General features: G+C 63.5%; 24 protein-coding genes. 11 read left to right on the forward strand and 13 right to left on the reverse strand.

Annotated elements, in window-relative coordinates; translation table 11 throughout:
- Positions 1 to 27 precede the first annotated feature (27 nt).
- A complete protein-coding gene (locus CH302_RS20060) occupies positions 28 to 558 on the reverse strand; it encodes a GNAT family N-acetyltransferase (protein WP_037191112.1) in 531 nt (176 codons plus the stop codon).
- Between the two features lie 115 nt (positions 559 to 673).
- Between CH302_RS20060 and CH302_RS20065 the strand changes: the two genes are divergently transcribed.
- The 4 genes from CH302_RS20065 to CH302_RS20080 are packed head-to-tail and all read left to right on the forward strand — an operon-like array spanning position 674 to position 4480.
- Complete coding sequence (locus CH302_RS20065; RefSeq protein WP_230596276.1) at positions 674 to 1534, forward strand: ABC transporter permease; 861 nt, start codon at positions 674 to 676, stop codon at positions 1532 to 1534.
- Positions 1535 to 1537: 3 nt separating this feature from the next.
- Positions 1538 to 2257, forward strand: coding sequence for an ABC transporter ATP-binding protein (locus CH302_RS20070; protein WP_037190822.1), 720 nt, complete (start codon positions 1538 to 1540; stop codon positions 2255 to 2257).
- Positions 2258 to 2294: 37 nt separating this feature from the next.
- The gene (locus CH302_RS20075; protein WP_052047715.1) at positions 2295 to 3341 is read left to right on the forward strand and encodes an ABC transporter substrate-binding protein; all 1047 of its coding nucleotides are present in this window, start codon (positions 2295 to 2297) and stop codon (positions 3339 to 3341) included.
- Positions 3342 to 3370: 29 nt separating this feature from the next.
- Complete coding sequence (locus CH302_RS20080) at positions 3371 to 4480, forward strand: LLM class flavin-dependent oxidoreductase (protein WP_037190824.1); 1110 nt, start codon at positions 3371 to 3373, stop codon at positions 4478 to 4480.
- A 16-nt stretch (positions 4481 to 4496) separates the two neighbouring features.
- Here CH302_RS20080 and CH302_RS20085 read toward each other — a convergent pair whose 3' ends face one another.
- The 4 genes from CH302_RS20085 to CH302_RS20100 are packed head-to-tail and all read right to left on the reverse strand — an operon-like array spanning position 4497 to position 8502.
- On the reverse strand, positions 4497 to 5639 hold the full coding sequence (locus CH302_RS20085; protein ID WP_037190827.1) for an EstA family serine hydrolase: 1143 nt from the start codon (positions 5637 to 5639) through the stop codon (positions 4497 to 4499).
- On the reverse strand, positions 5629 to 6255 hold the full coding sequence (locus CH302_RS20090; protein ID WP_037190829.1) for a TetR/AcrR family transcriptional regulator: 627 nt from the start codon (positions 6253 to 6255) through the stop codon (positions 5629 to 5631). Before CH302_RS20090 ends, CH302_RS20085 begins: the two co-directional genes overlap by 11 nt.
- Positions 6252 to 7814: a class I adenylate-forming enzyme family protein gene (locus CH302_RS20095; protein ID WP_037190832.1), complete on the reverse strand. Its 1563-nt coding sequence runs from the start codon at positions 7812 to 7814 to the stop codon at positions 6252 to 6254. Before CH302_RS20095 ends, CH302_RS20090 begins: the two co-directional genes overlap by 4 nt.
- Positions 7815 to 7839: 25 nt before the next feature.
- Positions 7840 to 8502, reverse strand: a complete 663-nt coding sequence (locus CH302_RS20100) for a nitroreductase family protein (protein WP_027497814.1) — start codon at positions 8500 to 8502, stop codon at positions 7840 to 7842.
- Positions 8503 to 8685: 183 nt separating this feature from the next.
- Here CH302_RS20100 and CH302_RS20105 point away from each other — a divergent pair, with 183 nt between their 5' ends.
- The gene (locus CH302_RS20105; protein ID WP_230596277.1) at positions 8686 to 10611 is read left to right on the forward strand and encodes a flavin-containing monooxygenase; all 1926 of its coding nucleotides are present in this window, start codon (positions 8686 to 8688) and stop codon (positions 10609 to 10611) included.
- A 129-nt stretch (positions 10612 to 10740) separates the two neighbouring features.
- A complete protein-coding gene (locus CH302_RS20110) occupies positions 10741 to 11136 on the forward strand; it encodes a RidA family protein (protein WP_037191120.1) in 396 nt (131 codons plus the stop codon).
- Between the two features lie 77 nt (positions 11137 to 11213).
- Here the strand turns inward: CH302_RS20110 and CH302_RS20115 are convergent, their stop codons facing one another.
- Together CH302_RS20115 and CH302_RS20120 are read right to left on the reverse strand one after the other, a co-directional pair.
- Positions 11214 to 11855, reverse strand: coding sequence for a hypothetical protein (locus CH302_RS20115; protein WP_052047676.1), 642 nt, complete (start codon positions 11853 to 11855; stop codon positions 11214 to 11216).
- On the reverse strand, positions 11855 to 12523 hold the full coding sequence (locus tag CH302_RS20120) for a hypothetical protein (RefSeq protein WP_037191125.1): 669 nt from the start codon (positions 12521 to 12523) through the stop codon (positions 11855 to 11857). The genes CH302_RS20115 and CH302_RS20120 overlap by 1 nt, the downstream gene beginning before the upstream one ends.
- 262 nt (positions 12524 to 12785) lie before the next feature.
- Here CH302_RS20120 and CH302_RS20125 point away from each other — a divergent pair, with 262 nt between their 5' ends.
- Both CH302_RS20125 and CH302_RS20130 read left to right on the forward strand, forming a co-directional pair.
- Entirely contained in the window at positions 12786 to 13310 is a 525-nt protein-coding gene (locus CH302_RS20125) for a hypothetical protein (protein ID WP_052047677.1), read from the forward strand.
- Positions 13311 to 13333: 23 nt separating this feature from the next.
- The gene (locus CH302_RS20130; protein WP_052047678.1) at positions 13334 to 13849 is read left to right on the forward strand and encodes a hypothetical protein; all 516 of its coding nucleotides are present in this window, start codon (positions 13334 to 13336) and stop codon (positions 13847 to 13849) included.
- A 19-nt stretch (positions 13850 to 13868) separates the two neighbouring features.
- Here CH302_RS20130 and CH302_RS20135 read toward each other — a convergent pair whose 3' ends face one another.
- The 5 genes from CH302_RS20135 to CH302_RS20155 form a co-directional block, all read right to left on the reverse strand.
- Positions 13869 to 14342 (reverse strand): ArsR/SmtB family transcription factor, encoded by a 474-nt coding sequence (locus CH302_RS20135; RefSeq protein ID WP_037190834.1) that lies wholly within the window; start codon positions 14340 to 14342, stop codon positions 13869 to 13871.
- A complete protein-coding gene (locus CH302_RS20140) occupies positions 14339 to 15445 on the reverse strand; it encodes a serine hydrolase (protein WP_037190836.1) in 1107 nt (368 codons plus the stop codon). The genes CH302_RS20135 and CH302_RS20140 overlap by 4 nt, the downstream gene beginning before the upstream one ends.
- 100 nt (positions 15446 to 15545) lie before the next feature.
- Complete coding sequence (locus CH302_RS20145; RefSeq protein WP_037190839.1) at positions 15546 to 16049, reverse strand: GNAT family N-acetyltransferase; 504 nt, start codon at positions 16047 to 16049, stop codon at positions 15546 to 15548.
- A gap of 35 nt (positions 16050 to 16084) precedes the next feature.
- Positions 16085 to 16858: an 8-oxoguanine DNA glycosylase OGG fold protein gene (locus CH302_RS20150; protein WP_037190841.1), complete on the reverse strand. Its 774-nt coding sequence runs from the start codon at positions 16856 to 16858 to the stop codon at positions 16085 to 16087.
- A 43-nt stretch (positions 16859 to 16901) separates the two neighbouring features.
- Positions 16902 to 17777: a helix-turn-helix transcriptional regulator gene (locus tag CH302_RS20155; protein WP_037190843.1), complete on the reverse strand. Its 876-nt coding sequence runs from the start codon at positions 17775 to 17777 to the stop codon at positions 16902 to 16904.
- 86 nt (positions 17778 to 17863) lie between these two features.
- Here CH302_RS20155 and CH302_RS20160 point away from each other — a divergent pair, with 86 nt between their 5' ends.
- From CH302_RS20160 to CH302_RS30220, 3 genes are all read left to right on the forward strand, one after another.
- A complete protein-coding gene (locus tag CH302_RS20160; RefSeq protein ID WP_037190845.1) occupies positions 17864 to 18649 on the forward strand; it encodes an SDR family NAD(P)-dependent oxidoreductase in 786 nt (261 codons plus the stop codon).
- Between the two features lie 150 nt (positions 18650 to 18799).
- Positions 18800 to 19738, forward strand: coding sequence for a hypothetical protein (locus CH302_RS20165; RefSeq protein WP_037190849.1), 939 nt, complete (start codon positions 18800 to 18802; stop codon positions 19736 to 19738).
- Positions 19735 to 20304 (forward strand): hypothetical protein, encoded by a 570-nt coding sequence (locus tag CH302_RS30220; RefSeq protein ID WP_052047679.1) that lies wholly within the window; start codon positions 19735 to 19737, stop codon positions 20302 to 20304. Before CH302_RS20165 ends, CH302_RS30220 begins: the two co-directional genes overlap by 4 nt.
- Positions 20305 to 20385: 81 nt before the next feature.
- Here CH302_RS30220 and CH302_RS20175 read toward each other — a convergent pair whose 3' ends face one another.
- Positions 20386 to 22452 (reverse strand): sigma factor-like helix-turn-helix DNA-binding protein, encoded by a 2067-nt coding sequence (locus CH302_RS20175; RefSeq protein ID WP_176460739.1) that lies wholly within the window; start codon positions 22450 to 22452, stop codon positions 20386 to 20388.
- Positions 22453 to 22497: the final 45 nt, after the last annotated feature.

Below are 22497 nucleotides of genomic sequence, written 5' to 3' on the forward strand. Positions count from 1 at the left end.
TGCTCACGAAGCCTCCACCCAGCCGACTCAGCGATCTTCGCGCAACATCGCGTAGACGAGGGTGTCGGTCCATTCACCCTTGCACCACCAGTTCTGGCGGAAATGTGCTTCCTGACGCATCCCGACCCGCGCCGCCAACCGGGCCGACGCGTCGTTGCGGCCGTCCAGCTGTGCGCTGATCCGGTGGATTTGGGGTAGCAAGAACACGTGCTCGACCAACGCGTTCACCGCCTCGGTGGCGTAACCCCGACCGGCGACGGAGGGGGAGAACGTCCACCCGAGTTCGACGAGAGCCGGGGAACCGTCGACCAACCACGCCTCGACGTTGCCCACCACCGTCCCCTCGTGTTCGACCACCATCGCGAGTGCCTGGGTGTGCAGTCCGATTCGCTTCATCCGTTTGCCTACCGCAGCAACCGCATCGGCGTGTGTCCACGCTTCGTGGAGCAGGTAACGGCAGACTTCCGGGTCGCTGTAGTACGCGAGAATCCGGTCTGCGTCGTCGGGTTCGTACAGGCGAAGGGTTAGGCGCTCGGTGTGGATGGGCTCGACGGTCATAAGTCCGATTCTGCCCGACTTGTATTCACGCTGATTCGAACCCTGGTCGTAGACCCCGGTGTGACCGAGTGTGAGTAGTCGAACCTGCTCACACTCAACCGGAAGGCCTGTACCCATGGTCATGACGTCGTACGCCGCTCCCGCGGGACCCGTGGACACGCGCGACGGCGACGCCTCCAAAGTCGGCTCCGCACCCGTCTCGTCGAAAGACTCTGCGTGGCAGCGGTACCGATGGACCGTCCTGCGCGCCCTGTCGCCGATCGTCCTCCTCGTCCTCTGGCAGATCGCCAGTGCTGCCGGAGTTCTCTCCGAACGAGTACTGCCCGCACCGTCATTGATCTTCGACGCCGGTCTGGAATTGCTGCGCAACGGTGAATTGGCCGACGCTCTGGCCATTTCCGGAACGCGCGTTGTTCAGGGACTCCTGCTCGGCGGGCTGATCGGGGTGGCGCTCGGAGCGCTCGTCGGACTGTCGAAGCTCGCCGAGGCAACCGTCGACCCACCGCTACAGATGCTGCGCGCACTCCCGCACCTCGGCCTCATCCCGCTGTTCATTCTGTGGTTCGGGATCGGCGAGACTCCCAAGATCCTGCTCGTCGCTCTGGGAGTCGCGTTTCCGTTGTACCTCAACACGTTCTCGGCCATCCGTCAGATCGATCGCGACTTCCTCGACACGGCCGTCGTACTCGGTTTCTCGTGGCGTCAGCGGTTCACCACGATCATCCTGCCCAGCATCGCCCCGCAACTTCTGGTGGGACTGAGGCAATCGTTGGCCATCGCCTGGTTGTCGTTGATCGTGGCCGAGCAGATCAATGCGGAATCCGGGCTCGGTTACATCATCAACAACGCGCGGGACTTCCTGCGTGTGGACACCATCATCTTCGGGCTCGTCGTCTACGCGCTGATGGGAATCGCCACCGACGGCATCGTACGAATCCTCGAAAAACGATCCCTCCGTTACCGATTGGATGCCTGATTCATGACTACGACGACGACTTCGGTCGCCACCCTGCACGGCATCGACAAGTTCTACGGACCCAGTCACGTGTTGAAGGGCGTCGACCTGTCCATCGAACGCGGTGAGATCGTGTCGCTGGTCGGACGCTCCGGCTCCGGCAAGTCGACGATCCTGCGCGTTCTGGCCGGGCTGTCGACGGACCACACCGGTGAGCGGCACGTCGCCGGGAATCCCGCGGTGGCGTTCCAGGAACCACGGCTGTTTCCGTGGCGGTCGGTTCGCCAGAATGTGTCCTACGGTCTCAACACCGCAGGCGTCACCGGCAACAACGCGCTGACCGCGGCGGATGCGACCCTCGACGAAGTCGGGCTCGCGGACAAGCGAGACGCGTGGCCGATGACGTTGTCCGGTGGGCAAGCTCAGCGCGCAGCGCTGGCGCGGGCGTTGGTGGGGGAGCCCGAACTGCTCCTCCTCGACGAACCGTTCGGCGCGCTCGACGCACTCACTCGACTGACCATGCAGTCCCTCCTGCTCGACCTGTGGGGGCGGCACGGCTTCGGCATCCTGCTGGTCACCCACGACGTCGACGAGGCAATCACTCTGGGGGACAGGGTGGTGGTGCTCGACGGGGGTGCTGTGGCCGAGACCGTCCACGTCGACCTGCCTCGTCCCCGCGACCGGGGAACAGCCGGATTCTCTCGCATTCGCACTCACTTGCTCGGTGCCCTCGGCGTCCGCTGACGCCATCAATTTCACTGATAAGAAGGATCTTTCACGCATGTCGTCACACGCTCGTTCCCGATCGCTGCGCGCCGTCGGGATACTCGCTGCCCTGTCTCTGACGGTCGTCGGGCTCACCGGTTGTGTCTCCCGTGGCAGCGACACCGCAGCCACCGAAGCGCCCGAACTCGTCTCCAACGACCAGCTCGCCACGGTCACCCTCGACGTCGGCGACCAGAAGGGCGGCACCGAGGCACTGCTTCGCGCATCCGGGGAGCTGGACTCTGCTCCCTACGATGTCGCGTTCTCCACCTTCACCTCCGGCCCGCCTCAGGTGGAGGCCGCAACGGCAGGCCAGATCGACTTCGCGGTCACGGGCAATACGCCTCCGGTGTTCGGCGTCGCAGCCAATGCGCGTATCAAGGTCGTCTCCGCCTACACCAACGATGCGAGTGGCGATCAGATCCTTGTGCCTGCCGATTCGACTCTCGCGTCGTTTGCAGACCTGCGGGGCAAGAAGATCGCAGTGGGCAAGGGAAGTTCCGCGCACGGCCATGTGCTGCTGCAGTTGCAGAAGGCCGGCTTGACCACCGACGACGTTCAGCTGGTGTTCCTCCAGCCCGCCGATGCGCTGACGGCATTCACCTCGGGTGAGGTCGATGCCTGGGCGATCTGGGATCCGTTCACTGCGATCGCGCAGGTGCAGAACGGCTCGAAGACGCTGACCACCGCCGAGGGGGTCGCCAATGGTTACGGCTTCGGCATCGCCTCGCAGCAGGCCCTGGACGATCCCGCGAAGAACACTGCCCTGCAGGACTTCGTGGTTCGTCTCGCCAAGGCATCCGCATGGGCGGACGCCAATCCGGCCGAGTGGGCGGCGGCCTACTCCGCGGCCGTCGGAATCGACCCGGCTGCGGGTGAATTGGCGCAGGGGCGAAGTCAGCGACCCGCAATTGCGTTGGACGACACTGTGATCGAGTCCGAGCAGGCGCTCTTCGATGCGTTCGTCGAGAGCGGAAGTATCCCCGGCGGCAACACGTTCGCAGACTTCATCGACACGCGCTACAACGACGCCATCGCCGACGCGACCGCCTCGACCAACTGATCACCCACCACGTCGTAGGAGTTCCACTCGTGACCGCACGCATCTTCTGGTTCCTTCCCACCGCAGGCGACGGCCGCTCCATCGTCGGCGCGTCCCACGCATCCGGCAATCTCCTCGAACCCACCGGGTTTCGTCGCCCGTCGCTGCGCTACCTCACCGAGGTGGCCCAGGCCGCGGACCGGCTCGACTTCGAAGGTGTGCTGACTCCTACGGGAACGTGGTGCGAGGACGCCTGGTTGACCACGGCCGCTCTTCTGCAGAGCACCCGACGGCTGAAGTTCCTCGTTGCCTTCCGCCCCGGCCTCACGCCGCCCACATTGGCGGCGCAGCAGGCCGCGACGCTGCAGCGGTTCTCGGAAGGGCGGGTGTTGTTCAACATCGTCACCGGGGGAGACGACGTCGAGCAGCGCCGTTTCGGGGACTGGATCGACCACGACCGGCGATACGCCCGCACCGACGAGTTCCTCGGACTCGTCCAACGCATCTGGACCGAGACCTCGGTGGACCACGAGGGTGAGTTCTTCAAGGTTGCCGATGCGCGGGTGTCCGAGGCTCCGGATCCGGTGCCCGAGTTCTGGTTCGGTGGCTCCTCCGAGCCGGCTCTGGCCGTCGCCGCCAAGCGGGTTCAGACGTACCTGACGTGGGGCGAACCGCCGGCCGATGCTCGCGCCAAGATCGAGAAAGTGCAGGCGCTCGCTGACGCCGAGGGCCGCAAACTCACGTACGGAATCCGGCTGCACACCATCAGCCGCGACACGTCCGACGAGGCCTGGGCCGTCGCGCAGAAGCTCCTCGACGAGCTCCCCGAGGAGCAGGTATCTGCGGCACACGCGCTGCACTCGTCTTCGCAGTCCGAGGGACAGCGTCGAATGGCCGCCTTGCACGGTGGCAGCAAGGATTCGCTCGAGATCTATCCGAACCTGTGGGCAGGAGTCGGACTCGTTCGTGGCGGCGCGGGCACGGCGTTGGTCGGCTCACACGAGGAAGTCGCGAACCTGATCGGCGAATACCACGACGCCGGGTTCGACGAGTTCATCCTCTCGGGCTACCCGCACCTCGAGGAGGCGTACCACTTCGCCGAGGGAGTGCGACCTATCCTCGATGCGCGGGGAATCACGGTTCCGGCGCGCCGGGTGTAGCCCTCGGACGTCCTCACTAATCAGTGGATGACATTCCGTCGTAAATCGCGTGCACGTACTGCTCCGCCCGGTCCGAGCCTATGATTCCGGGACCCATTCGGTTCATCACGTACGAGATGGTGAGCTTCGATTCCGGGTGCAGAACGGTCAGCGATCCACCCCAACCACCCCAGAAGCAGATCTTCCCGACGGGGATATAGGGCATCGATTCTTGCTGTGGCAGAGCGAAGCCCAGGCCGAAGCGCAACGGAATGCCCAGGGCCAGATCGACTCCGTTGGATTGCTCCTCGAAGATCGAGTCGATGGTCTCCGGGCTCAGCAGCCGTACGCCGTCCACTGTCCCGCCTCGGGAGATGACCGACAGGATTCTCGTGACCGATCGCGCATTGCCATGCCCGTTCAGCGCGCCCATGTCCGCGCCGCGCCATGCCGGCGTATTCGCGGACGAGGCCTGCACCAACGGGCCGAGGAACGTCTTGCGACGCACCATCGTCGGATCGGGCACGGCGTCATCGGTCGGCGGGGGCGGCGGAACCACATCGGCGATCCGGACCCAGTCGCGTTCGGCGGCACCGATCTGGAAGTCGGCTCCGAGGGGACCGGCGATCTCGTCGGCCACGAACTGCCGCAACGATTTTCCGGTGACTCGGCGGACGACTTCTCCGATCAGGTGGCCCTGACTGGCCGCGTGATACCCCGATGTGGTGCGCGAATCCCACCACGGAGCCTGCGCTGCCAGACGCGAGGTCGACAGGTCCCAGTCGTAGAGGTCGTCTTCGTTGAACGGTCGGTCCCAGCCCGAAACGCCGGAGGTGTGCGACAGCAGGTTTCGGACCGCGATGTCCTGCTTGCCTGCGGCCCCGAACTCGGGCCAGTAGGTAGCCACCGGCGCATCCGGATCGAGCTGTCCGCGGTCGATAAGCATCAGCGCCGCCAGGCACGTCACCATCTTCGTCGTCGACCACACGTTGGTGATCGTGTCCGACTCCCACGGCAGGCGGCGCTCGGTATCGCGGTAGCCACCCCACAGGTCGACGGCGGTGTGGCCGTCGATGTCGACCACAATGGATGCACCCAGTTCGGCACCGCTGTCGAGGTTGGCCGCCATCGCGTCGCGCACGCCCACGAAGCGGGGGTCGCAGTGACCGTCAATCCCCATGTGATGCACCGAGAACGCGGTGAACGGCCAATTCGACGTAGTTGTCGGCGACGTCGTCGATGCTCAGTTCGCCGCCGTCGTGGAACCAGTTGCTGATGCCGTTGAGCATGTCGGTCAGCGCGAACGACGCCAGCCGCGCATCCGGAACGGTGAACTCACCACTGCGCATTCCGGCGGTGATCACGTCGCGGACGCGTCGTTGGTACTGGCGACGGTAATCCTCGATGACAGTGCGGTGCTCAGGGGTCAGCGAGGCCAGCTCGTGCAGGCCCACGATGTACTCCACCCGTCGCCGGTTCAGATGCACCAGGTGCGCACGCACCAGAGACGACAGGCGTTCGGTGGGGGTTCCGGCCGCGTCGAGCAGCGGCAGGTTCTCCTCGGCCGGCTCCTGCGTGACCGTCAGGCAGATCGCGAAGAGGATGTCTTCCTTGGACGGGAAGTGGTGGTAGAGGCTGGCACCCTTGATGCCGACGGCGTCGGCGATATCGCGCATGCCCACGTTCGAGTAGCCCTCACGCGCAAAGATATTCGCGGCATTGGCGACGATGTCGTCCCGTCGTTGGCGGGTGCGGACCTGACGGGGTAAAGCTGTGACCTCGGAGGGCTGCGTCATACGGTCTCCTCCACCGCCGCCAGCAGTCGCAGTTCACGCTTGAGGATCTTGCCCTGCGGGTCGACGGGCAGTTCGGCCACGATGTGCACCGATTTCGGTGCCTTGTACGACGCCAACTCGGTGCGGCAGTACTCGATGATGGCGGCCGGGTCGGCGGCGATCCCGTCGCGTGCGATGACGAAGGCCGTGACGGCCTCGGACCAGTACGGGTCGGGTACTCCGACGACGGCGGCACGCAGCACGTCGGGGTGCGTGTGGATGGTGCGTTCCACTTCCTGCGACGACACGTTCATCCCTCCCGACTTGATCATGTCCTTCATCCGATCGTAGAAGAACAGGTTGCCGTCGGCGTCGATGCGCACCATGTCGCCGGTGTGTACCCAGCCGTCCCTGAATACCTCGGCGGTGCGCTCGTCGTCCTTGAAGTAGCCGAGCATCACCGATGGAGTGCGGCAGAGCAATTCACCGATCTCGCTCTCGTTGCCCGCAGGGTCGACGACCTTGATCTCGAGGTGGGTGACGGGCTTGCCGATCCACGACGCGTCGCCGTCGGGAATGTCGTCGAGTGTCGTGAACCAGCCGACCGAACCGAGCTGCGAGAGTTCCGACTGTCCCCAGTAGGTACCCCAGATGGCCTCGGGTGCCGCGGCGGCCCAGGCGCTGATCGTGTGCGGTGACACCTGGCCACCGTAGGTGAGGCAGCGCCTGACCTGGCTGACGGCCCCGGGGCCGAACTGCTCGTCACGGGCCAAGGCCAGGTAGAACGTGGGAGTCTGTGCGATGACGGAGATCTTCTCGGCGGCAATGATGCGCAGCGATTGAGCCGGGTCGACCGTCGCGGGCAGGACCAGGGTGGCACCCATCAGAGTCAGCGTCGTCATCGAGCCGAGTCCGGCGATGGTGTGGAAGGGCATGACGAACAGCCAGGTGTCCTCCGGCCCGGTGCGCAGGCCCCAACTCCACGCGGGTGCCGTGGAGATGAGGAAGTTGCGGTGCGGGATCATCACGCCCTTGGGAGCCGCTTCGGTTCCGGAGGTGTAGATGACCATCGCGACGTCGTTCTCGTCCATCTCGACGTCCGGCTCGGTGGACGGGGTGTTCGCCGTCAGTGCGGCGTACTCGGGGCCGTAGGTCACCAGAGTGGTGGTGTCCGGCTTCACCGAGGAGATGATCTCGGCGTAGGCCGGATCGGCCACCACCACAGTCGGTTCCGCGTGTTCGAGTTGGTGCTTTACTTCGGCGGCGCGATACATCACGTTGATGCCGGTGAAGGCCGCACCGGCTTTGAGGGTTCCGTAGTACGCCACCACCACATCGACGCTGTTGCGAGCCATCGATGCGACGCGGTCACCCGAGGTCACCCCGAGATCGACCAGCAGGTTGGCGAACTGGTTTGCCCGAGAATCCAGTTCGCCGTACGTGGTGACCTCGCGGGTGCCGTCCGCCGCGTAGCTGATGAATGCGACCTTGTTCGGCTGAGTCCGCGCGTGGCGACGCAGTTGATCGCCGATGGTGGCGCGGCCGATGGGGGAGCGATGGTGGATGGCGGTACCGGGCACGGCGGACTCCTCGAGGTGCGAGCTGTTAGAGGGCGGGGGAAAGGGCAGCGGAATCGAACATCGGCTGCGAGAACGTCTCTGCCGCAACGATCTGCTCGACGGGATCACGGGTGAGCTTGCGCGGGAACGACTTCTCGGGGTATCCGACAGCGATGTGCGCGGCCGTGATGTAGTCGTCCGGGATGCCGAGCAGTTCGCGAATGGCGGGTTCCTCGTGGCACAGCAACGTCGTCACCGCGGTCGCGACGCCCTGATCGCGCAGGCTCAGACACAGGTTCTGCACGGTGGGGTAGATGGATGCGCCGCCGACGACGGAGAGTCGGCCCAGTTCGTGGTCGGTGGGGTGCAGTCCGTCCAACGCGGCGCAGACCACCACGATGGCGGGTACCTCGTGGAGGTGGCGGGCGAAGTAGTCGGCGTCCTGCACGGTCTTGGGCAGAGCTCCGACGGCGACGGTTCCGCCGGTTATACCGGCGAAGTAGGCGTCCCACATCGGGAGGTAGAGATCGGCGAGTGCTTGCTTGCGGGCGGCGTCGCGTACGACGATCCACCGCACGGGCTGACGGTTGCCGCCCTGCGGACCGAAGCGGGCGACGTCGAACGCGGCCTTGAACACCTCGTCGGGAACGGGATCGCTGAGGTACCGCCTGCAGGTGCCGGTGGTGCGCATCGCCTCGGTGAGTTCCATGGGTGTTTCCCTTCGCCTGTCCGCTGTTAGGTAGTGCCATGAAGCATCGTGTGGCGTGGGCCACATTGTCAAGAGTCAAAAAGCTGTGAATCTCGAGATCGCGAATCCCTTGCGCAAAATTGCCTAACCGTGGTTAGTTGAGCTGTCGGAGTCGGATGGAGCAGCTCGCAACAGGAGGTACCGGTGTCCACAGACGCAGCAACGGCAGCGGAGACCGTGGGTGGAGTAGATCGGGGCCGGCTCTCGCGGGCTCTTACTGCTGCCAACCTGCCCACGCTGGTGGCGGTGCTCTATCAGTTGACCGGCGATCCCGTGTGGCTCGCCGATCCGTATCGCCCGACGCGTAGTCGGGGCATGGACAACAACGACACCGGCGGATTCGACGACGCCGTTGCCGACCACATCCGTTCCGCAGCGCTCGATGCGATCTGCGCGTTCCACGACGGTGCGCCCATGGCGGTGCCCTCCCCGGACTCGGAGCACCTCGTCGAGATGATCAGCGTCGCTGTCGGTGAGCAGGTTCCTCCCGAGTTCGGCGTGATGGTCGCCGAGGACATGGGCTTCACCGCCTTGGACACTCCGGTGGCCGCACCGAACGATCTGTCGGTCATCGTGATCGGCGCCGGCGTCTCCGGCATGCTCGCTTCCATCAAGCTGCATGAGGCGGGCATCAGCCACACGGTGCTCGAGAAGAACTCCGACGTGGGCGGCGGCTGGTTCGAGAACACCTACCCCGGTGCCGGCGTCGACACCCCCAGTCACCTGTACTCCTACTCCTTCGCCCCGCGGGCCTGGAGCACCCACTTCGGCAAGCGCGACGAGGTGTGGCAGTACCTCAGCGATGTCGCGTCCGAACACGATCTGCGGCAACGGATTCGCTTCGACACCGAGGTGGCGACCGCCGAGTACGACGCGCAGAGGCAGGGCTGGACCGTCACGACGGTCGACGGCGACTCGCTGACCGCCGACGTGGTGATCACCGCGACCGGTCAGCTCAATCGGCCGAAGGTGCCCCATATTCCTGGGCTCGAGTCGTTCGACGGGCCGATCTTTCATACCGCGAACTGGCCGGGCGATCTGGATCTGGCCGGTAAGCGCGTCGCCATCGTCGGAACTGGGGCCAGCGCCATGCAGGTGCTGCCGGCCATCGCGTCGACGGTGGGGCATGCGACGGTCTTTCAGCGTTCGCCGCAGTGGGTGTCGTCGAGCGACGTGTACTTCACCGAGATGGGCGACGATGCCAATTACCTGATGGATGTCGTTCCGCTGTATCGGCTTTGGTACCGAACCAGGTTGGCCTGGAACTTCAACGACCGCGTGCACAGTTCGCTGCAGGTCGATCCCGAGTGGGAGCATCCGCAGCGCTCGATCAACCCGATGAACGACGCCCATCGACGGGTATTCACTCGCTACATCGAAGCCGAGCTCGACGGCCGACCCGACTTGATCGAGAAATCGCTTCCCGATTACCCGCCCTTCGGTAAGCGGATGCTGCTCGACAACGGTTGGTACGCCGCGCTCAAGCGCGACAACATCACCCTCATCGCCGACGCAGTCTCGTCCATCACCGCTAACTCGGTTGTCGCGCAGAATGGTTCGGAGACCGAGGTCGACGTGGTGATCCTCGCGACGGGCTTCGAGACCCACAAGCTGCTGACGCCGATCGACGTGCGCGGACGATCGGGGGAGTCCATCCGCGATATCTGGGGCCCCGAGGATGCGCACGCGTACCTCGGCATCACTGTTCCCGACTTCCCGAACTTCTTCATCACCTGCGGTCCAGGCACGGTACTGGGCCACGGCGGCAGTTATATCACCATCGCCGAATGCCAGGTGCGGTACATCGTCGATGTGCTGATCGACATGGTGGACAAGCGAATCGGAGCCATCGAGTGCAAGGCCGGCGTGGAGGCGGAATACGTCCGCAAGCACGACGAGGCGCACGCCAAGATGATCTGGTCGCACGGTGGCATGGACAACTGGTACCGCAACGACGCCGGACGCGTGGTCTCGACACTGCCATGGCGCATCGTCGACTACTGGGAAATGACGCGACGGGCGGATCTCGACGACTTCGTCATGGAGCCTCGACGGGATGAGGCTCGCTGATCAGTTGGATGCCGCCTGAACGCCACTGGCACCGAAGACCGTTTGTACTCATACGACAGAAGACGTCCGGATTCCATGCAAGGCTCGACGGTGCACACACACCCGAACGATCGAATGGAGCGCGCGTCGATGGAACGAACGGCAGTCAACCCGGTGCGGTGGTCGGTGGACATGGGATTCAACCAGGGGGAGATCGTCTCGGGGCAGGCTCGGACGCTCTACCTCTCCGGCCAAACAGCGACGGGCGATGACGGCTCACCTCAGCACCCCGACGACATGGGCGCGCAATTGTCCCTGTGCCTCGACAACATGGAAGCCGTTCTTGCCGAAGCGAATATGTCCTTGGCAAACCTAGTCCGGCTCAACGTCTACACCACCGACGTCGACGCGTTGCTGCCGCACTACGGAGACTTGGCGGCGCGGCTGGGCGCGGCGGGCGTCAAGCCGACCAGCACCCTGCTCGGGGTCACCCGGCTTGCGATTCCCAGTTTGCTGGTCGAACTCGAGGGCACCGCGGTCGGGTAGATCGACCTCTGGGACATGACGAGGCGGGCCGCGACCTCGTCATCGAGGCCGGTCTGGACAGGGCTCGCTGAGCGTGATCAGTTGGACGTCGCCTGTTGCATCGACAACACGAATCCGTGTCCGCCGCCCGCGTCGCAGATCATCGCTTCGACGCGAGAGAAACACGTGAAGCCGTTGAAGGTGATGGATGTGTTGTATTCCAACGGTTGTGCGTTCTCGACCCCGAATTCGCCTTGGTTGAAGCACGTCGGCGTCACCTTCCCCGGAGTCATGTAGAAGCCCTTGCCGAGTTGGTCGATGGTGAACGACGGGGTGACGCAGTTCGCGCCGTCGGGTATCGGAGCATCTGCTGCCTGGCACCCGGACGAGAATTCACTGTCGCCGATCTTGCAATAAATGTTGCCCGACGGCGACTTCCAGCCCACCTGATTGCCGTACGCGCTGTATCGAGCCGGGTCGACGGGGGTGATGGGAGCCGTGTTGTTCGCGGGATCGGCAGCGGTCGGGTTCGATTCGGTGGCCTGTGGCGCTTCTGTCCCACCTTCCGCGTCGCCATCGGTGGAGTCGGTCGGCGCGGCAATGGTCACCTGCGGAGGCGCGGGTATCTGTGCGGCAGCGCTCGTCGGGGGAGCGGCGGCGGGTGCATCCTGATTCCCGCATGCCGTCAGTGCCGCAGTGGTGAGAACTGCGGTCAGCGTGAGTTTCCAGAACTGCTTCATCAGAATGCGATGTTGACGTCGCGGGAGATCATGAAGCCTCGGTCGCCGTCGTAGCAGGTGATGCCGGCCTCGGTGGAGCGACAGAAGGTGCCCGTCACTCCGATGACCTGGCCGTATTCCAAGACTCGTGGGCGTTCAGGTCCGCCGACGAAGATGCCCTGATTGGTGCAGATCTGTTCGACGGTGCCGTCTTGGTTGATCTTCACCCCGTAGGTGTTGTTCTCGGTGTTGAGGCACTCGCGGCCGGTGTTGCCCGGCACCGAGTAGCGGACCTGACAGCCCACGATGGTCCCGGGCGCATTGGAGGAGTTGAATCCGCAGAACACGTTCCCGCTGGGGGATTGGAAGAAGTACTGTCCTCCGGCTTGCTCGAAGTCGCGTGCATCCACAGTGACATCGTCGCGATTCGGGGCGGGCGGTATGGCTGGTGTGCCCGCGGCGGTGGGAATTGCTTGTACTGGGGTGACTATGTCGGGAGCCTGTCCGATTCCGCCTGAACCGCTACCACCGTCGGAGTCGGAGTATCCGTTTGCCGACGGAGCAGCCGCTGCGCTGGTGACCGGGGTGGGTGGGTCGCTCACCGGCTCGTCGGAGTCGCAGGAGGTGGATGCGAGAGCGGTAACGGCGATCAGCGCGCCTGTGGCCACGATTGTGCGGACTTGCCTCATTCGATGGTCCTCACCGGTGGCTGCGGAGTGCATCACCTCTGAATGTTGAATCGAACCGGCCAAGTGGTCTGTTAACGTCGTTAGTGTCACGACCCAGTCACGAATCGGTATTCGGGCGGTCCTTTTGTCGCTGTGGCTGCGAGGGTGGGTCGGGTAAAGACTCAAGAACCACTTGATGTTCCAGGTTCAACCTGGGGTTCTTGGTCCGGTGTCACGTGCGATCCGGTATCTCGTTGTGCGACATGAGCGAAAGGCATGCTGTATGCGAAAGTCATTGCGGCGAGCGGTCGTATCGATCGCACTGACGATCCCCCTGGTACTGGGCATCGGCGCGGGAACGGCCGTGGCAGCGCCGCAGACCACGCTGCTCCAGATTCCGGTCGTCACCGGTTTCCAGATCGCACCCGGTGCCGTGCCCGGTGGGCTGTTCCAGACCATTCCGATGAAGGCCACGGTCGGTACCGAGCCGGGTGTTCTGCTGTTGTCCGCGGCGAATATCGCGCCGTATGCAGACCAGTATCCGTATCGAAGTCTCGGTGTGAACTGGCGAAACTGGGACATCGGCTTCCGTGGAAGCGCGGGACTGCGGCATTGGCAGGACAACCCTAACCCGGGCCCGCCCAACGACCTGCCGCCGCTACACAGTGAGCAGTACCCGCGCGAAGTAGCTCTGCCCACCGGAAGTGGATGGGTCGAGATCACCGTGACCCACTACCGCGATTACTACGAGGGCGAGCCCTACGCCGACACGCTGATCCCGGGCAAAGGCCTGATCTACGTGCCCTGATCGTCCAACCGAAAGGAAACTCGATGCGGAAATCGATCCGCGGCGGTGTCGCCGCCCTGGCGCTGACCGTCCCCCTGGTCTTCGGCATGGGTGCCGGAACTGCAACCGCTGCGCCGCAAGAGTCGGTACTGCAGGTGCCTGTCGTGACCGGGCCGGAATTCGTCCCTGCGGGCGTTCCCGGCGGACTTGTTCAGACCATTCCGATTCGCGCGGTGGTCGGCGAGAAGCCGGGTGAGGTGCGCTTCTCGGCCGCCGACATCCGGCCGTACTACTACCAGTTCGCTTACCGGCACCTGACGGTCAACTGGCGCAACCTGTCCACCGGTGAGGCGGGCTCCGCCGGCTTGCGGCACTGGAACGACGACATCGATCGGACTCAGCCGGCCAATCAGGGTGGTCCGCAGGCCTACCGCCTGCCGACCGAGGTGACGGCTCGGACGGGCGCGGGTCCGGTATTCGTGACGGTGACCCACGACCGCGAGAATCCCGATGCGTCGAACGCTCTCATCCCCGGCTTGGGTGTGTTGTTCGTACCCTGACACGCGGTGTTGTAGGCGGTCAGGTACCCAGATCGCCTGCGATATCGGCGGCAGCGAGCATCGAAACCAGGAGCGGCACAACTCGTTTGGCGGCGATTCGATAGTCTCCACGACCGTGCTGCTCCACGATATTCGCCGAACTCAGCGTCTTGAGGTGGTGATAGATCTGGCCGGACGAGCCGAGTCCCACTGCAGCGAGGAGATCCGCAGCGTTCGCCGGTCCTCGTAGCAGCGTTCGCACGATCTGCAGTCGCACCGGATGTCCCAAAGCGGCAAGCACTTCCGACGCGGAGGGCACCGGTAGTTCGACTATGGCGTCGGGGGAGTAGCCGATGTCCCAGCGGACGGTGCCGTGCAGATGCACGTCGCCTTGGTAGGCGATCATGCCGCCTGTCGACGGGGCGGCCTCGAGCTGCTGGGGAGTGTCGCGTCGCTCCAGCTCGGCGACGCGGGCCTCCAGCTCTGCCAGTCTCGATTCGAACTCTGTGCTCACACCACGCAGGCTATCCGGTCGAGAACCTCGGGCGAGAGCATCGCCTCGACGATGAGTTGCTGTTGCGCGCCGGCTCCTGCATACGCTTGCTCGAATCTGTCTGCAGAAAGACCATCGGTGAGCCACACCGCGGTCGCGACCGTTCCGTCGTTGCGGCGCAGCTCAAAACCCTGGGTCAGCACACCGGGGAGGCTGCCACCTTTGAACCCGACACCGAGAACGCCGTCACCTGCGGGCTGCCATTCCAATTGGCGCACAATGGTGTCGGATGCTGCGCCGTATGTCCCATCCGTGAAGGCGCGATACATTCCGTTCAATTCTTCGGCCGAACCGCCGCGGAAACTGCTCTCGACCCGGGCGACCTGGTCCTCGTAGGTCGGCACTTGCACGGACGCCTCGACCTGGGCCCGGAACTGCGGGTCGAATGCCCACTTCTGGGCGATCTCCCAGGTATCTGCATCGGCGAGTTCGGGATCGAAGATCGAGAGCATGTCGGCCACCATGCTCGGTGCCTCGAAGTTCTCCCAACCTCCGGTTGCTGCGGCGTCGACGAGGGCTTGATCGCCGAGTCGGTAGCGGAGGTAGTCGGGAACCGAGTTGTCGCTCTCCTGGATCATGGCCGAGACCATGTCGTCGATGCGAACCGTGGCGTCGGGGTCGGTTGCGTTGGTGCCGGTGTTGGCAATGCCCAGCCGGGTCAAAGCACTCGGATGAGCGTTGGCGTCGGTGCCAGGTACGTACCAGCGTTCCCAATCACTGAGCGGCACTTGCTGGTTCGGGTCGATGATGCCGTTCGCGACTGCCTGGGCGTAGGCGGCGAGATGCACCACTTTGATTGCGGATGCGAGTACCTGCTCTTGGTCGGCCCGATGTTCGACGGTTCGGCCGCGGCCGTCGTCGATGACGAGGCTGACGGTGTCGGGTGCCTGATCGATCAGTCCGATCCACCCGTCCTCGGTGGCGAGGTCCGTCGAGGTGACGGCGGCGCAGTTCTCCGGCGTCGGGGTAGTGGTGGTCGGTGCAGTTGCGTCGTTGTCGGTGGCGCATCCGCCCACCAGCAGGACGGCTGTGCAGGCGGTCGAGATCCAGGTCGAGCGTCGCATCGAGTTCTCCCATCCGTTATTCCGTAATTACGGATAACCATAGAAGAGGTATCGTGATCTCACAACCCTCGAATGTTCGCTCTCGCACGAGCCGTGCCCGTCAGTGCTTGGTTGTGTCGATCCAGAAGCGCAGTTCGCCCTCGTGGTTCAGGCCATCGGGGATGCCTCCGTTGCGTTCGACGACTATGACGGACGCTGGGTTGTCGGGTGAGACCGTCAGCAGTGCGCGCGGGATTCCCAGGTCTGCGCACGCGTCCAGGGCCAGTCGCAGCATTCGGGTGGCGTGGCCGTTGCGCTGCCAGGGATACACGACGTGGTAGCCGATGTGACCACCGCCTTCGTCCTCGGTGAGGCGGTGACGCAGCACGAGAGAGCCGATGTAGTACTCGCCCGAGGTGTACCAAAAGACTTGGGAGGGAACACCCCAGCGTTCGCGGACTCCGACGCGATCGGCGGCAAAGCTCTCGAAGTCGATACTCGCGGCTCGCAGCCAGTCGGTGCTCCGACCGCGATGAATCGAGTCGGCGAGTTCACCGACCAGATACGACGTCTTGACCCGAGTGTGCGGCGTGGTCAACGACGGCGGAGTCGGTAGTTCGATCATCCGCTGAAGCTACCAACGCGATTGTGGTGGACTTTTCAGAACAAGGTGGGTGCGTTGCAGCTGCCGAATCGTGCGTCGTCGAGTCGGGCGCTCCAGCGCTGCACGAGCCACATCTCGACGAGTTCGGGACTGGTGTCGATCTCGTTGGCCCAGCTCGTGATGAGGTCGATGTAGCGGTCGTAGCGGCGCCGGGTGAAGCCGGTGACGGACGGGTCCTCGAGCCATCCTTCGTGTATGAGAGTCGAGACTCCGTATTGGTCGATCAGTTGGGCCGGGCCGCCGTAGACCGAGGCGTTCACCGCCCACAGAAATGTGGCCATCAGTGAGACACCGACGCCCGGAGCGTCCGGCCATCCCGAGCGAGTTTCACTCGGATGCTCGGGCACCTCGCGGTTTCGGACGCAGTAGTCGAGCACTGCGAGAGTCTTGGCGACGGGATTCTCATCGGGGTGTGTGAGATGCGGGTTCATGACGTCGGGGAATCGCCGCGCCGCTCGGCGATGTTTGTGACTACCCTGCCAGGCGGCGCACAGAAACAGCAGACCGAGTGAATCATGTTCTCCTACAGCCAAATCAGTGCTGGTGCGAAGATCGTTGCGTTGGATTGTGGCATTGCCGTACTCGACGACTTCTCCGTCGAGATTGCGCCCGCGCAGGCGTAGATCGTGCCCTGCCCTGTCGAGGTGGCCGTTCCACCAATCCAGGTCCACCAACACACCGTCGTCGAGGACGTGCAGGTCGTAGGTTCGGTGCCGACACCACTGCACACAGGCCTCCGGTGGCGAGAACCCCTCGTCGAGTCGTGACATACCGCAATCGAAGCATCGGGTACCGACAGATCGAGGGCTGCTGTCACTCGGAGCGGGTGCCGGCTGGTCTGTCGTGGTGATCAGATTTCTCGTGCCCGATCATTGCCAGTAGCGCCAATTTGTCGGCATCAGGGGTGCCGGGAGCAGCGGTGTACAGGATCAGGTGCTGGTCGACTTCGACGAGTTTCAGCGAATCGCAGTCCACCGTGATCTCTCCAACGGCTGTGTTCCGAAACGTCTTTCGCAGGGCAGGGGAGACTGCGACGTCGTGTCGTTCCCACAGCCGAGCGAACTCGGGGCTGCCCTCGCGAAGTTCGGCGACGAGCTCGCGCACAGTCTCATCGGTGGGATAGCGGGTGAGTGCTGTGCGGAGTTCGTTGACCGCACTGCGGCGAAAGTGGACGTCGTCGGAGATGCCGTAGAGCCGCTCACCTGCCTGCTCGGTGCCGAGGAAAGCTTTGCGGGCAAGGTTGCGATCACGAGGGGTCAGGCTGCCGAAGTCTTCCATGAGCGCTGCGGCGAGATCGTTCCAGGCAAGAACCTCGAACGCAGCCGACATGACAATTGCGGCGGTCTGAGGGAGTCGTTCCAGGAGCGCCAGAATGCTGGGCCGAACATCGCGCCGGTGCAGACCTGATCTCGCGGGTGCGGTGCCCGCCAGCGCGTGCAGATGTTCCGACTCGGTGTCGTCAAGGCACAGGGCAGCCGCGATCCCCGCCAGCACCTCTGCCGACGGGCGTGGTGCGCGGCCTTGTTCGAGGCGCACGTAGTACTCCGTCGAAATATGCGCGAGCACGGCAACTTCTTCACGGCGAAGACCCGGGGTCCGGCGGCGAGGGCCGGACGGAAGACCCACATCCTGCGGTTGAAGCTTTACGCGGCGGCTACGGAGAAACGCCCCGAGTTCCTGCTTGTCCATGAGTTCGATTGTGCCGCAGGTAGACCGTCGGATCCTGGTACCACTTGTGCCTGTCTCCGGTGCCGAGGAGCATCGATGCTTGCACCATGACCAACAAATCAGCATCCCGTAAAGCCGGCCTCCTGTCCGGCAAAGTCATTTTCATCACCGGCGCAAGTAGAGGAATCGGTGCTGCTGCGGCTCACCTCTTCTCCGCTGAGGGGGCGGCTGTTGTGCTCAGCGCCCGCAACGTCGACGCGCTCGACCAGCTCGTCACGACGATCCGAGTGACCGGGGGCAATGCCGACGCCGTCGTCATGGACCTCGCCGACTCCGACAGCATCCGCGCCGCCGTCAACCGCGTCGAGCAGCTGCACGGACGACTCGACGGCGCGTTCAACAACGGTGGCGTCAATCAGCAGCAAATAGGTCCCCTCGACACCACCACTGAAGACGACCTCGACGAGCAGTTCACCGTCAACTTCCGTGCCCACTGGACCGCGATGAATGCCGAAGCCACCCTTATGCGTCGGAGTGGCGGCGGTGCCATCGTGAACACCTCGAGCATCGGCAGCCGCCGTGCCGTTCCGCCGCTTCCGGCATACGGGGCGATGAAGCGGGCGCTCAACAGCATCACCGAAACCGCAGCGGTCACCTGGGCCCCTGAGGGTATCCGTGTCAACGGTCTGATGCCCGGAGGAACTGCAACAGAAATGATGGACGAATGGGAGGCAAAGACACCCGGTGTCATCGCAGCCAGTAGCGCTGCGTCACCGATGGGGCGGATGGCAGAAGCCCGCGAAGTTGCCGAGGCCGCCGCGTGGCTGCTGAGTGACAGGGCTTCCGCGGTGACCGGTGCGATCGTGCCCGTTGACTGTGGTTCGGGGGCCTGAACCTGATCCTCACGTTCTTGCATTCCTGAGACCAACCTTCACCGGCTGGAGCTGACGGTGAATCGGAGATGGTTCATGTCCCTGCGGACTGTCGGCACAATATGGAACTGTGGGGTCTGGTTAGCGATCAGAACGAACAGGGGACTGCCAATGAACAAGAGCTTCTTCGTCCTGTGGAACGGAAGTGATGAGGGCCTAGATCCTTCTGTTCGCGAGGAGATGATCGAAGAAACCGCTGCGGGTCTCACTTATCCGGATTTCTGGAGCTTCGGCCAAGGTTATGGTGATCCCCTGGTAGGGGATCGTGTTTTCATGCTGCGCACAGGCACAAATCGTGGCGTTGTAGCGGCCGGTGAGCTTATCTCGGACGGCATCTTCCCTGGCGAGCACTGGGGCGACAGCGGCCGCGAAGCAAAGTACGTCGACGTCAGCTGGAACGTGATGCTTGCCGACGAAGATCGCCTACCAGTCGAAGAAGTGCAATCTGCACTGACCGACTTCAAGTTCCCAGTATTGAACTCAGGTCGGCTGATCAAAGAGCCGTCGGCGTCCGTACTGGCCGAGCTATGGGCGAGGCACATCGAAGACTTGGGCCGCGCCACCGACAACCCTTGGCTCGGCGGACGCAGAAGTGCTCCCGGCCAGCCCTCGTCGAGACGTATTCCGTTGGAGGAAAACCGGATCAAGGAATATCACGTCGAGAGCTTCTCCTCTTACCGTGCGCGGCGTGCCGAGAGCGTAATGATGCATAGATTTGCGGCCACGCTGGTCAAGCGGAACTCGGACGTGAGTAGCTATCAGATGAAGGTCGGTGATGGCGCTCGCTCGCTTCTCGCAGACATTTTTGATCACACGGGCAACGTTCTGTACGAGGCCAAGGCATCTAGCTCACGAGAGGCTGTCCGAATGGCGTTGGGGCAGCTACTCGACTATCGACGGCACATTGATACGAGGCCGGCGGTTTCAGTGTTGCTTCCTGACAAGCCGGTCGACGATTTGCTCGCGTTGCTCACTGAGCATGGGGTCGGGTGCGTGTACGAAGACTCAGGTCGATTTGTTCAGGAGTTGGCACCGGTGCATCAGCAATGATTCTCGAAGCCGATGGTCTTCGACGCCTTGTCGACGCGCATGTTGATTACGATGCGGCCACGTCCGAATCCTATGATGAGGTCTTGTTCGACGTGGTGACCCGAGTCCAGGACGCAAAGAGCTTGGGCAAAGCAGACATCGGAGCTTTGCTGTTTTGGAAGCGTTTGCGGGCCGATACCCCGTGGGTCATGGCATTGAACAGAACGCCGGACACCGTGGTTAGACAAGCAACTGGGGCAATGTACGTGGCAGCAAACAACGACGCGGCCGATACCGTGGTTGCAGCGGGTGAGGCTCGCAGCGCTCTGAGTGAATTGCCCGGCTTCTCCTCCGGCGACGCGTTGGCTTCGGCTCTGATCCTCGCTGCGGCACCGGAGCGAATGGCTGTTTTCGACAGGCGGGCCGTCGCGGCGCTTAAGGGTCTTGGCGTGAGAACAACAGCGAGTCGCGGGCAGTATCGACGCTACATGCAGATCGTGGAAGACATCAGAACTCAGCTTGCAGCGCAGAACATTACGTGGCTCGGGCGTGATGTGGACAAGGCCTTGTTCATGCTGAGTGGTTGATTCTGTTGTTCGTCAGCTGACCGGTCCGCGAGCCTGTGATTCGATCACGGGGGTCAATCGTGTTCGATGTCGCTACGCCTGCTACCGCTGGGTGACCCATGCTTCCTCCAACAATTCGACTATCGCTACTTCATCGCGCCCGCGCGCTGCCGACAAGACGCGACGAGCCCTGTCCTCACCCGGAATGCCGAGCGCCTCGGCCAGCGCAGACACAATCTGGGGCTCCGACAACGTGCCGACATCGGATTTCCCTGTCAGGTGCAGTGCCGCCGCCGCACTCGTCGCACCCGCAGGGAGGGGTGTTGCAGGAACCACGTCGAACGTGTTGTCGTCACGGAACTCGAGGAACATGCGATCGCCTTCGGGCGTGTTCAATTCCTGCAGGAAACGACGAATGCTTCCACAACCAGGCTGTACGCCCTTCCATCTCACTGCTTGAGCGCCGAGTCGGCTGTGCAGTTCTGTGGATGCGCCGTAGTCGACGTTCAGGAGCCGGGCGACGCCGCTGGGAACGGCAAATCCAGACCCCCGCAGATGGTCCTTGTTGGCCACGATAGCGAAGCGCCATACTGCGCCGTCACGGTACAAGCCGCGCGTGTCCTCCGGTGCCTTACGCGGGGCAGCCGCCACAGTCCTACGAGAGACAACTCCACGCTCCAGCATGAAGTCGCCTGTGGCTGCATAGGTTCGGACACTGGAAGCGGCGACGCCGAAGCGAGTGGCTATTGCGTCTACGAGCTCGTCGACGTCCAGAGCGCCGCCGTTCTCGTCAAGTACGCGGGCAATCTGTGCCCTGATCGACCCGTACTCCGCGACGTCCCAGTCTGCCAAAGCCCACTCGGATTTGCTGGTTCGAGTAAAACGGGGGTCTCCGCCCAGTTGATTGAGAAACGAACGGAACGAGCGTTCTTTGTCGATGCCGGCGAAGATGTCCTCTGCACCCATAGATTCGCCGTGGACCGACAACACTGATGCTGCGTGGTCGCCGAGATTCTTGGTGCTGGTCAGTATTCGGCCTCTGAAGAAGTCGTAGCCGCACCACTGCAACCACGCGTGCTGCTCGTCGCCGGCTCCGAGACCGCCGGGTGGCAACGACTTCGGATCCACGACACCGTGCTCGTCCGCGAATGCGAGAAGAAACTCGTGAGTCTTCGCTTTGCTCACTTCGGTGTCCGGTGTGGCTGCCCAGCCGTCTGTGACCTTGATGTTGTCGTCGATTCCATCCAAGACCTGCCACATCGGAGAGGAGAACCCGACGAACTCCTCGCGGAGCTCCGGGTGTCTTGACAGTAGGCGCTCCAAGCTCGCAACCGGCGTGATTTCCGCGCGGAGCGCAGCCAGCAAGTCGCCCACAGGTGTTCCGAAGGACCGTAATTCGGTGACTCGAGTCTGCAACTTTGACTCGAGCTGGCGGATCCGTTCGCGGCTGACGTCCCAGTCGTCCGCTACCGCCTGCAATGTGACGGGTACGGGCGAGACAATCCGGTCGCGAAAGATCTGCTTGTCACGGTCGTCGAGGTCATCGTAGAACGCGGTGAGGGTGTCGAACGCTGACGGTTCTGCGGCAGTCGGGAAATCTTCAGCTGTCAGCGTCTCGAGTCGCGTGAGAATGTCTTGAAGTTGTTCGGGCGCGGCGTCATCTCCTCTGATCTCGAAGAGGGGCTCGATCGATTGGCCGCGAACGCGTCGCCATCGCGATAGGGCGAGGACATCGTCGATCAGTTGTCGAATTGCCGGAGGTAGTTCTGCTTCCGCGGGCTCGTCGACTGGTGAGGGAGGTTCGCTCTGATCGCCGGTCAAGGAAACGCGAACCAAAGCGCCGACGATATCCTGCACCGTTCCCAGTCCGACGCCTCGTACGTCGAAGATGTCGCGCACGGACGTCGAGAGAACTCCCTCGAGCGTCGATGAATCCGTCAGTCTGCCGAGGCAAGTGAACGCACGCACACCGACCGTCAGGCGCTTTCCGGGCAGATGCCGCGGAGCGAAGGGGAGTAGCACCCCCAGCGCGGTAGCCGTCCGATTCTCGATGATGTCTTGAGTGACCTGCTCTGCCACCGCCTCGTACTCATCAGCGGATGCTGAGGCATCGTCCTCGACCACCGAACGTCCACCGACCACGAGGACCGCGTGCGATTCGGGGAACATTTGGCCCCAGGTGCGAGGAGTCTGCAGAATATTCGCGTCGTCGCT

The sequence above is a fragment of the Rhodococcus sp. 15-2388-1-1a genome (assembly GCF_002259145.1).
Classification (GTDB): domain Bacteria; phylum Actinomycetota; class Actinomycetes; order Mycobacteriales; family Mycobacteriaceae; genus Rhodococcoides.

What these genes read in the sequence shown, in the direction of transcription:
- CH302_RS20060 (WP_037191112.1), bottom strand. Translation starts at nt 558, where the DNA reads ATGACCGTCGAGCCCATCCACACCGAGCGCCTAACCCTTCGCCTGTAC.
- CH302_RS20065 (WP_230596276.1), top strand. Translation starts at nt 674, where the DNA reads ATGGTCATGACGTCGTACGCCGCTCCCGCGGGACCCGTGGACACGCGC.
- CH302_RS20070 (WP_037190822.1), top strand. Translation starts at nt 1,538, where the DNA reads ATGACTACGACGACGACTTCGGTCGCCACCCTGCACGGCATCGACAAG.
- CH302_RS20075 (WP_052047715.1), top strand. Translation starts at nt 2,295, where the DNA reads ATGTCGTCACACGCTCGTTCCCGATCGCTGCGCGCCGTCGGGATACTC.
- CH302_RS20085 (WP_037190827.1), bottom strand. Translation starts at nt 5,639, where the DNA reads ATGGGGATTGACGGTCACTGCGACCCCCGCTTCGTGGGCGTGCGCGAC.
- CH302_RS20090 (WP_037190829.1), bottom strand. Translation starts at nt 6,255, where the DNA reads ATGACGCAGCCCTCCGAGGTCACAGCTTTACCCCGTCAGGTCCGCACC.
- CH302_RS20100 (WP_027497814.1), bottom strand. Translation starts at nt 8,502, where the DNA reads ATGGAACTCACCGAGGCGATGCGCACCACCGGCACCTGCAGGCGGTAC.
- CH302_RS20110 (WP_037191120.1), top strand. Translation starts at nt 10,741, where the DNA reads ATGGAACGAACGGCAGTCAACCCGGTGCGGTGGTCGGTGGACATGGGA.
- CH302_RS20115 (WP_052047676.1), bottom strand. Translation starts at nt 11,855, where the DNA reads ATGAAGCAGTTCTGGAAACTCACGCTGACCGCAGTTCTCACCACTGCG.
- CH302_RS20120 (WP_037191125.1), bottom strand. Translation starts at nt 12,523, where the DNA reads ATGAGGCAAGTCCGCACAATCGTGGCCACAGGCGCGCTGATCGCCGTT.
- CH302_RS20125 (WP_052047677.1), top strand. Translation starts at nt 12,786, where the DNA reads ATGCGAAAGTCATTGCGGCGAGCGGTCGTATCGATCGCACTGACGATC.
- CH302_RS20130 (WP_052047678.1), top strand. Translation starts at nt 13,334, where the DNA reads ATGCGGAAATCGATCCGCGGCGGTGTCGCCGCCCTGGCGCTGACCGTC.
- CH302_RS20140 (WP_037190836.1), bottom strand. Translation starts at nt 15,445, where the DNA reads ATGCGACGCTCGACCTGGATCTCGACCGCCTGCACAGCCGTCCTGCTG.
- CH302_RS20145 (WP_037190839.1), bottom strand. Translation starts at nt 16,049, where the DNA reads ATGATCGAACTACCGACTCCGCCGTCGTTGACCACGCCGCACACTCGG.
- CH302_RS20150 (WP_037190841.1), bottom strand. Translation starts at nt 16,858, where the DNA reads ATGTCACGACTCGACGAGGGGTTCTCGCCACCGGAGGCCTGTGTGCAG.
- CH302_RS20155 (WP_037190843.1), bottom strand. Translation starts at nt 17,777, where the DNA reads ATGGACAAGCAGGAACTCGGGGCGTTTCTCCGTAGCCGCCGCGTAAAG.
- CH302_RS20160 (WP_037190845.1), top strand. Translation starts at nt 17,864, where the DNA reads ATGACCAACAAATCAGCATCCCGTAAAGCCGGCCTCCTGTCCGGCAAA.
- CH302_RS20165 (WP_037190849.1), top strand. Translation starts at nt 18,800, where the DNA reads ATGAACAAGAGCTTCTTCGTCCTGTGGAACGGAAGTGATGAGGGCCTA.
- CH302_RS30220 (WP_052047679.1), top strand. Translation starts at nt 19,735, where the DNA reads ATGATTCTCGAAGCCGATGGTCTTCGACGCCTTGTCGACGCGCATGTT.
- CH302_RS20175 (WP_176460739.1), bottom strand. Translation starts at nt 22,452, where the DNA reads ATGTTCCCCGAATCGCACGCGGTCCTCGTGGTCGGTGGACGTTCGGTG.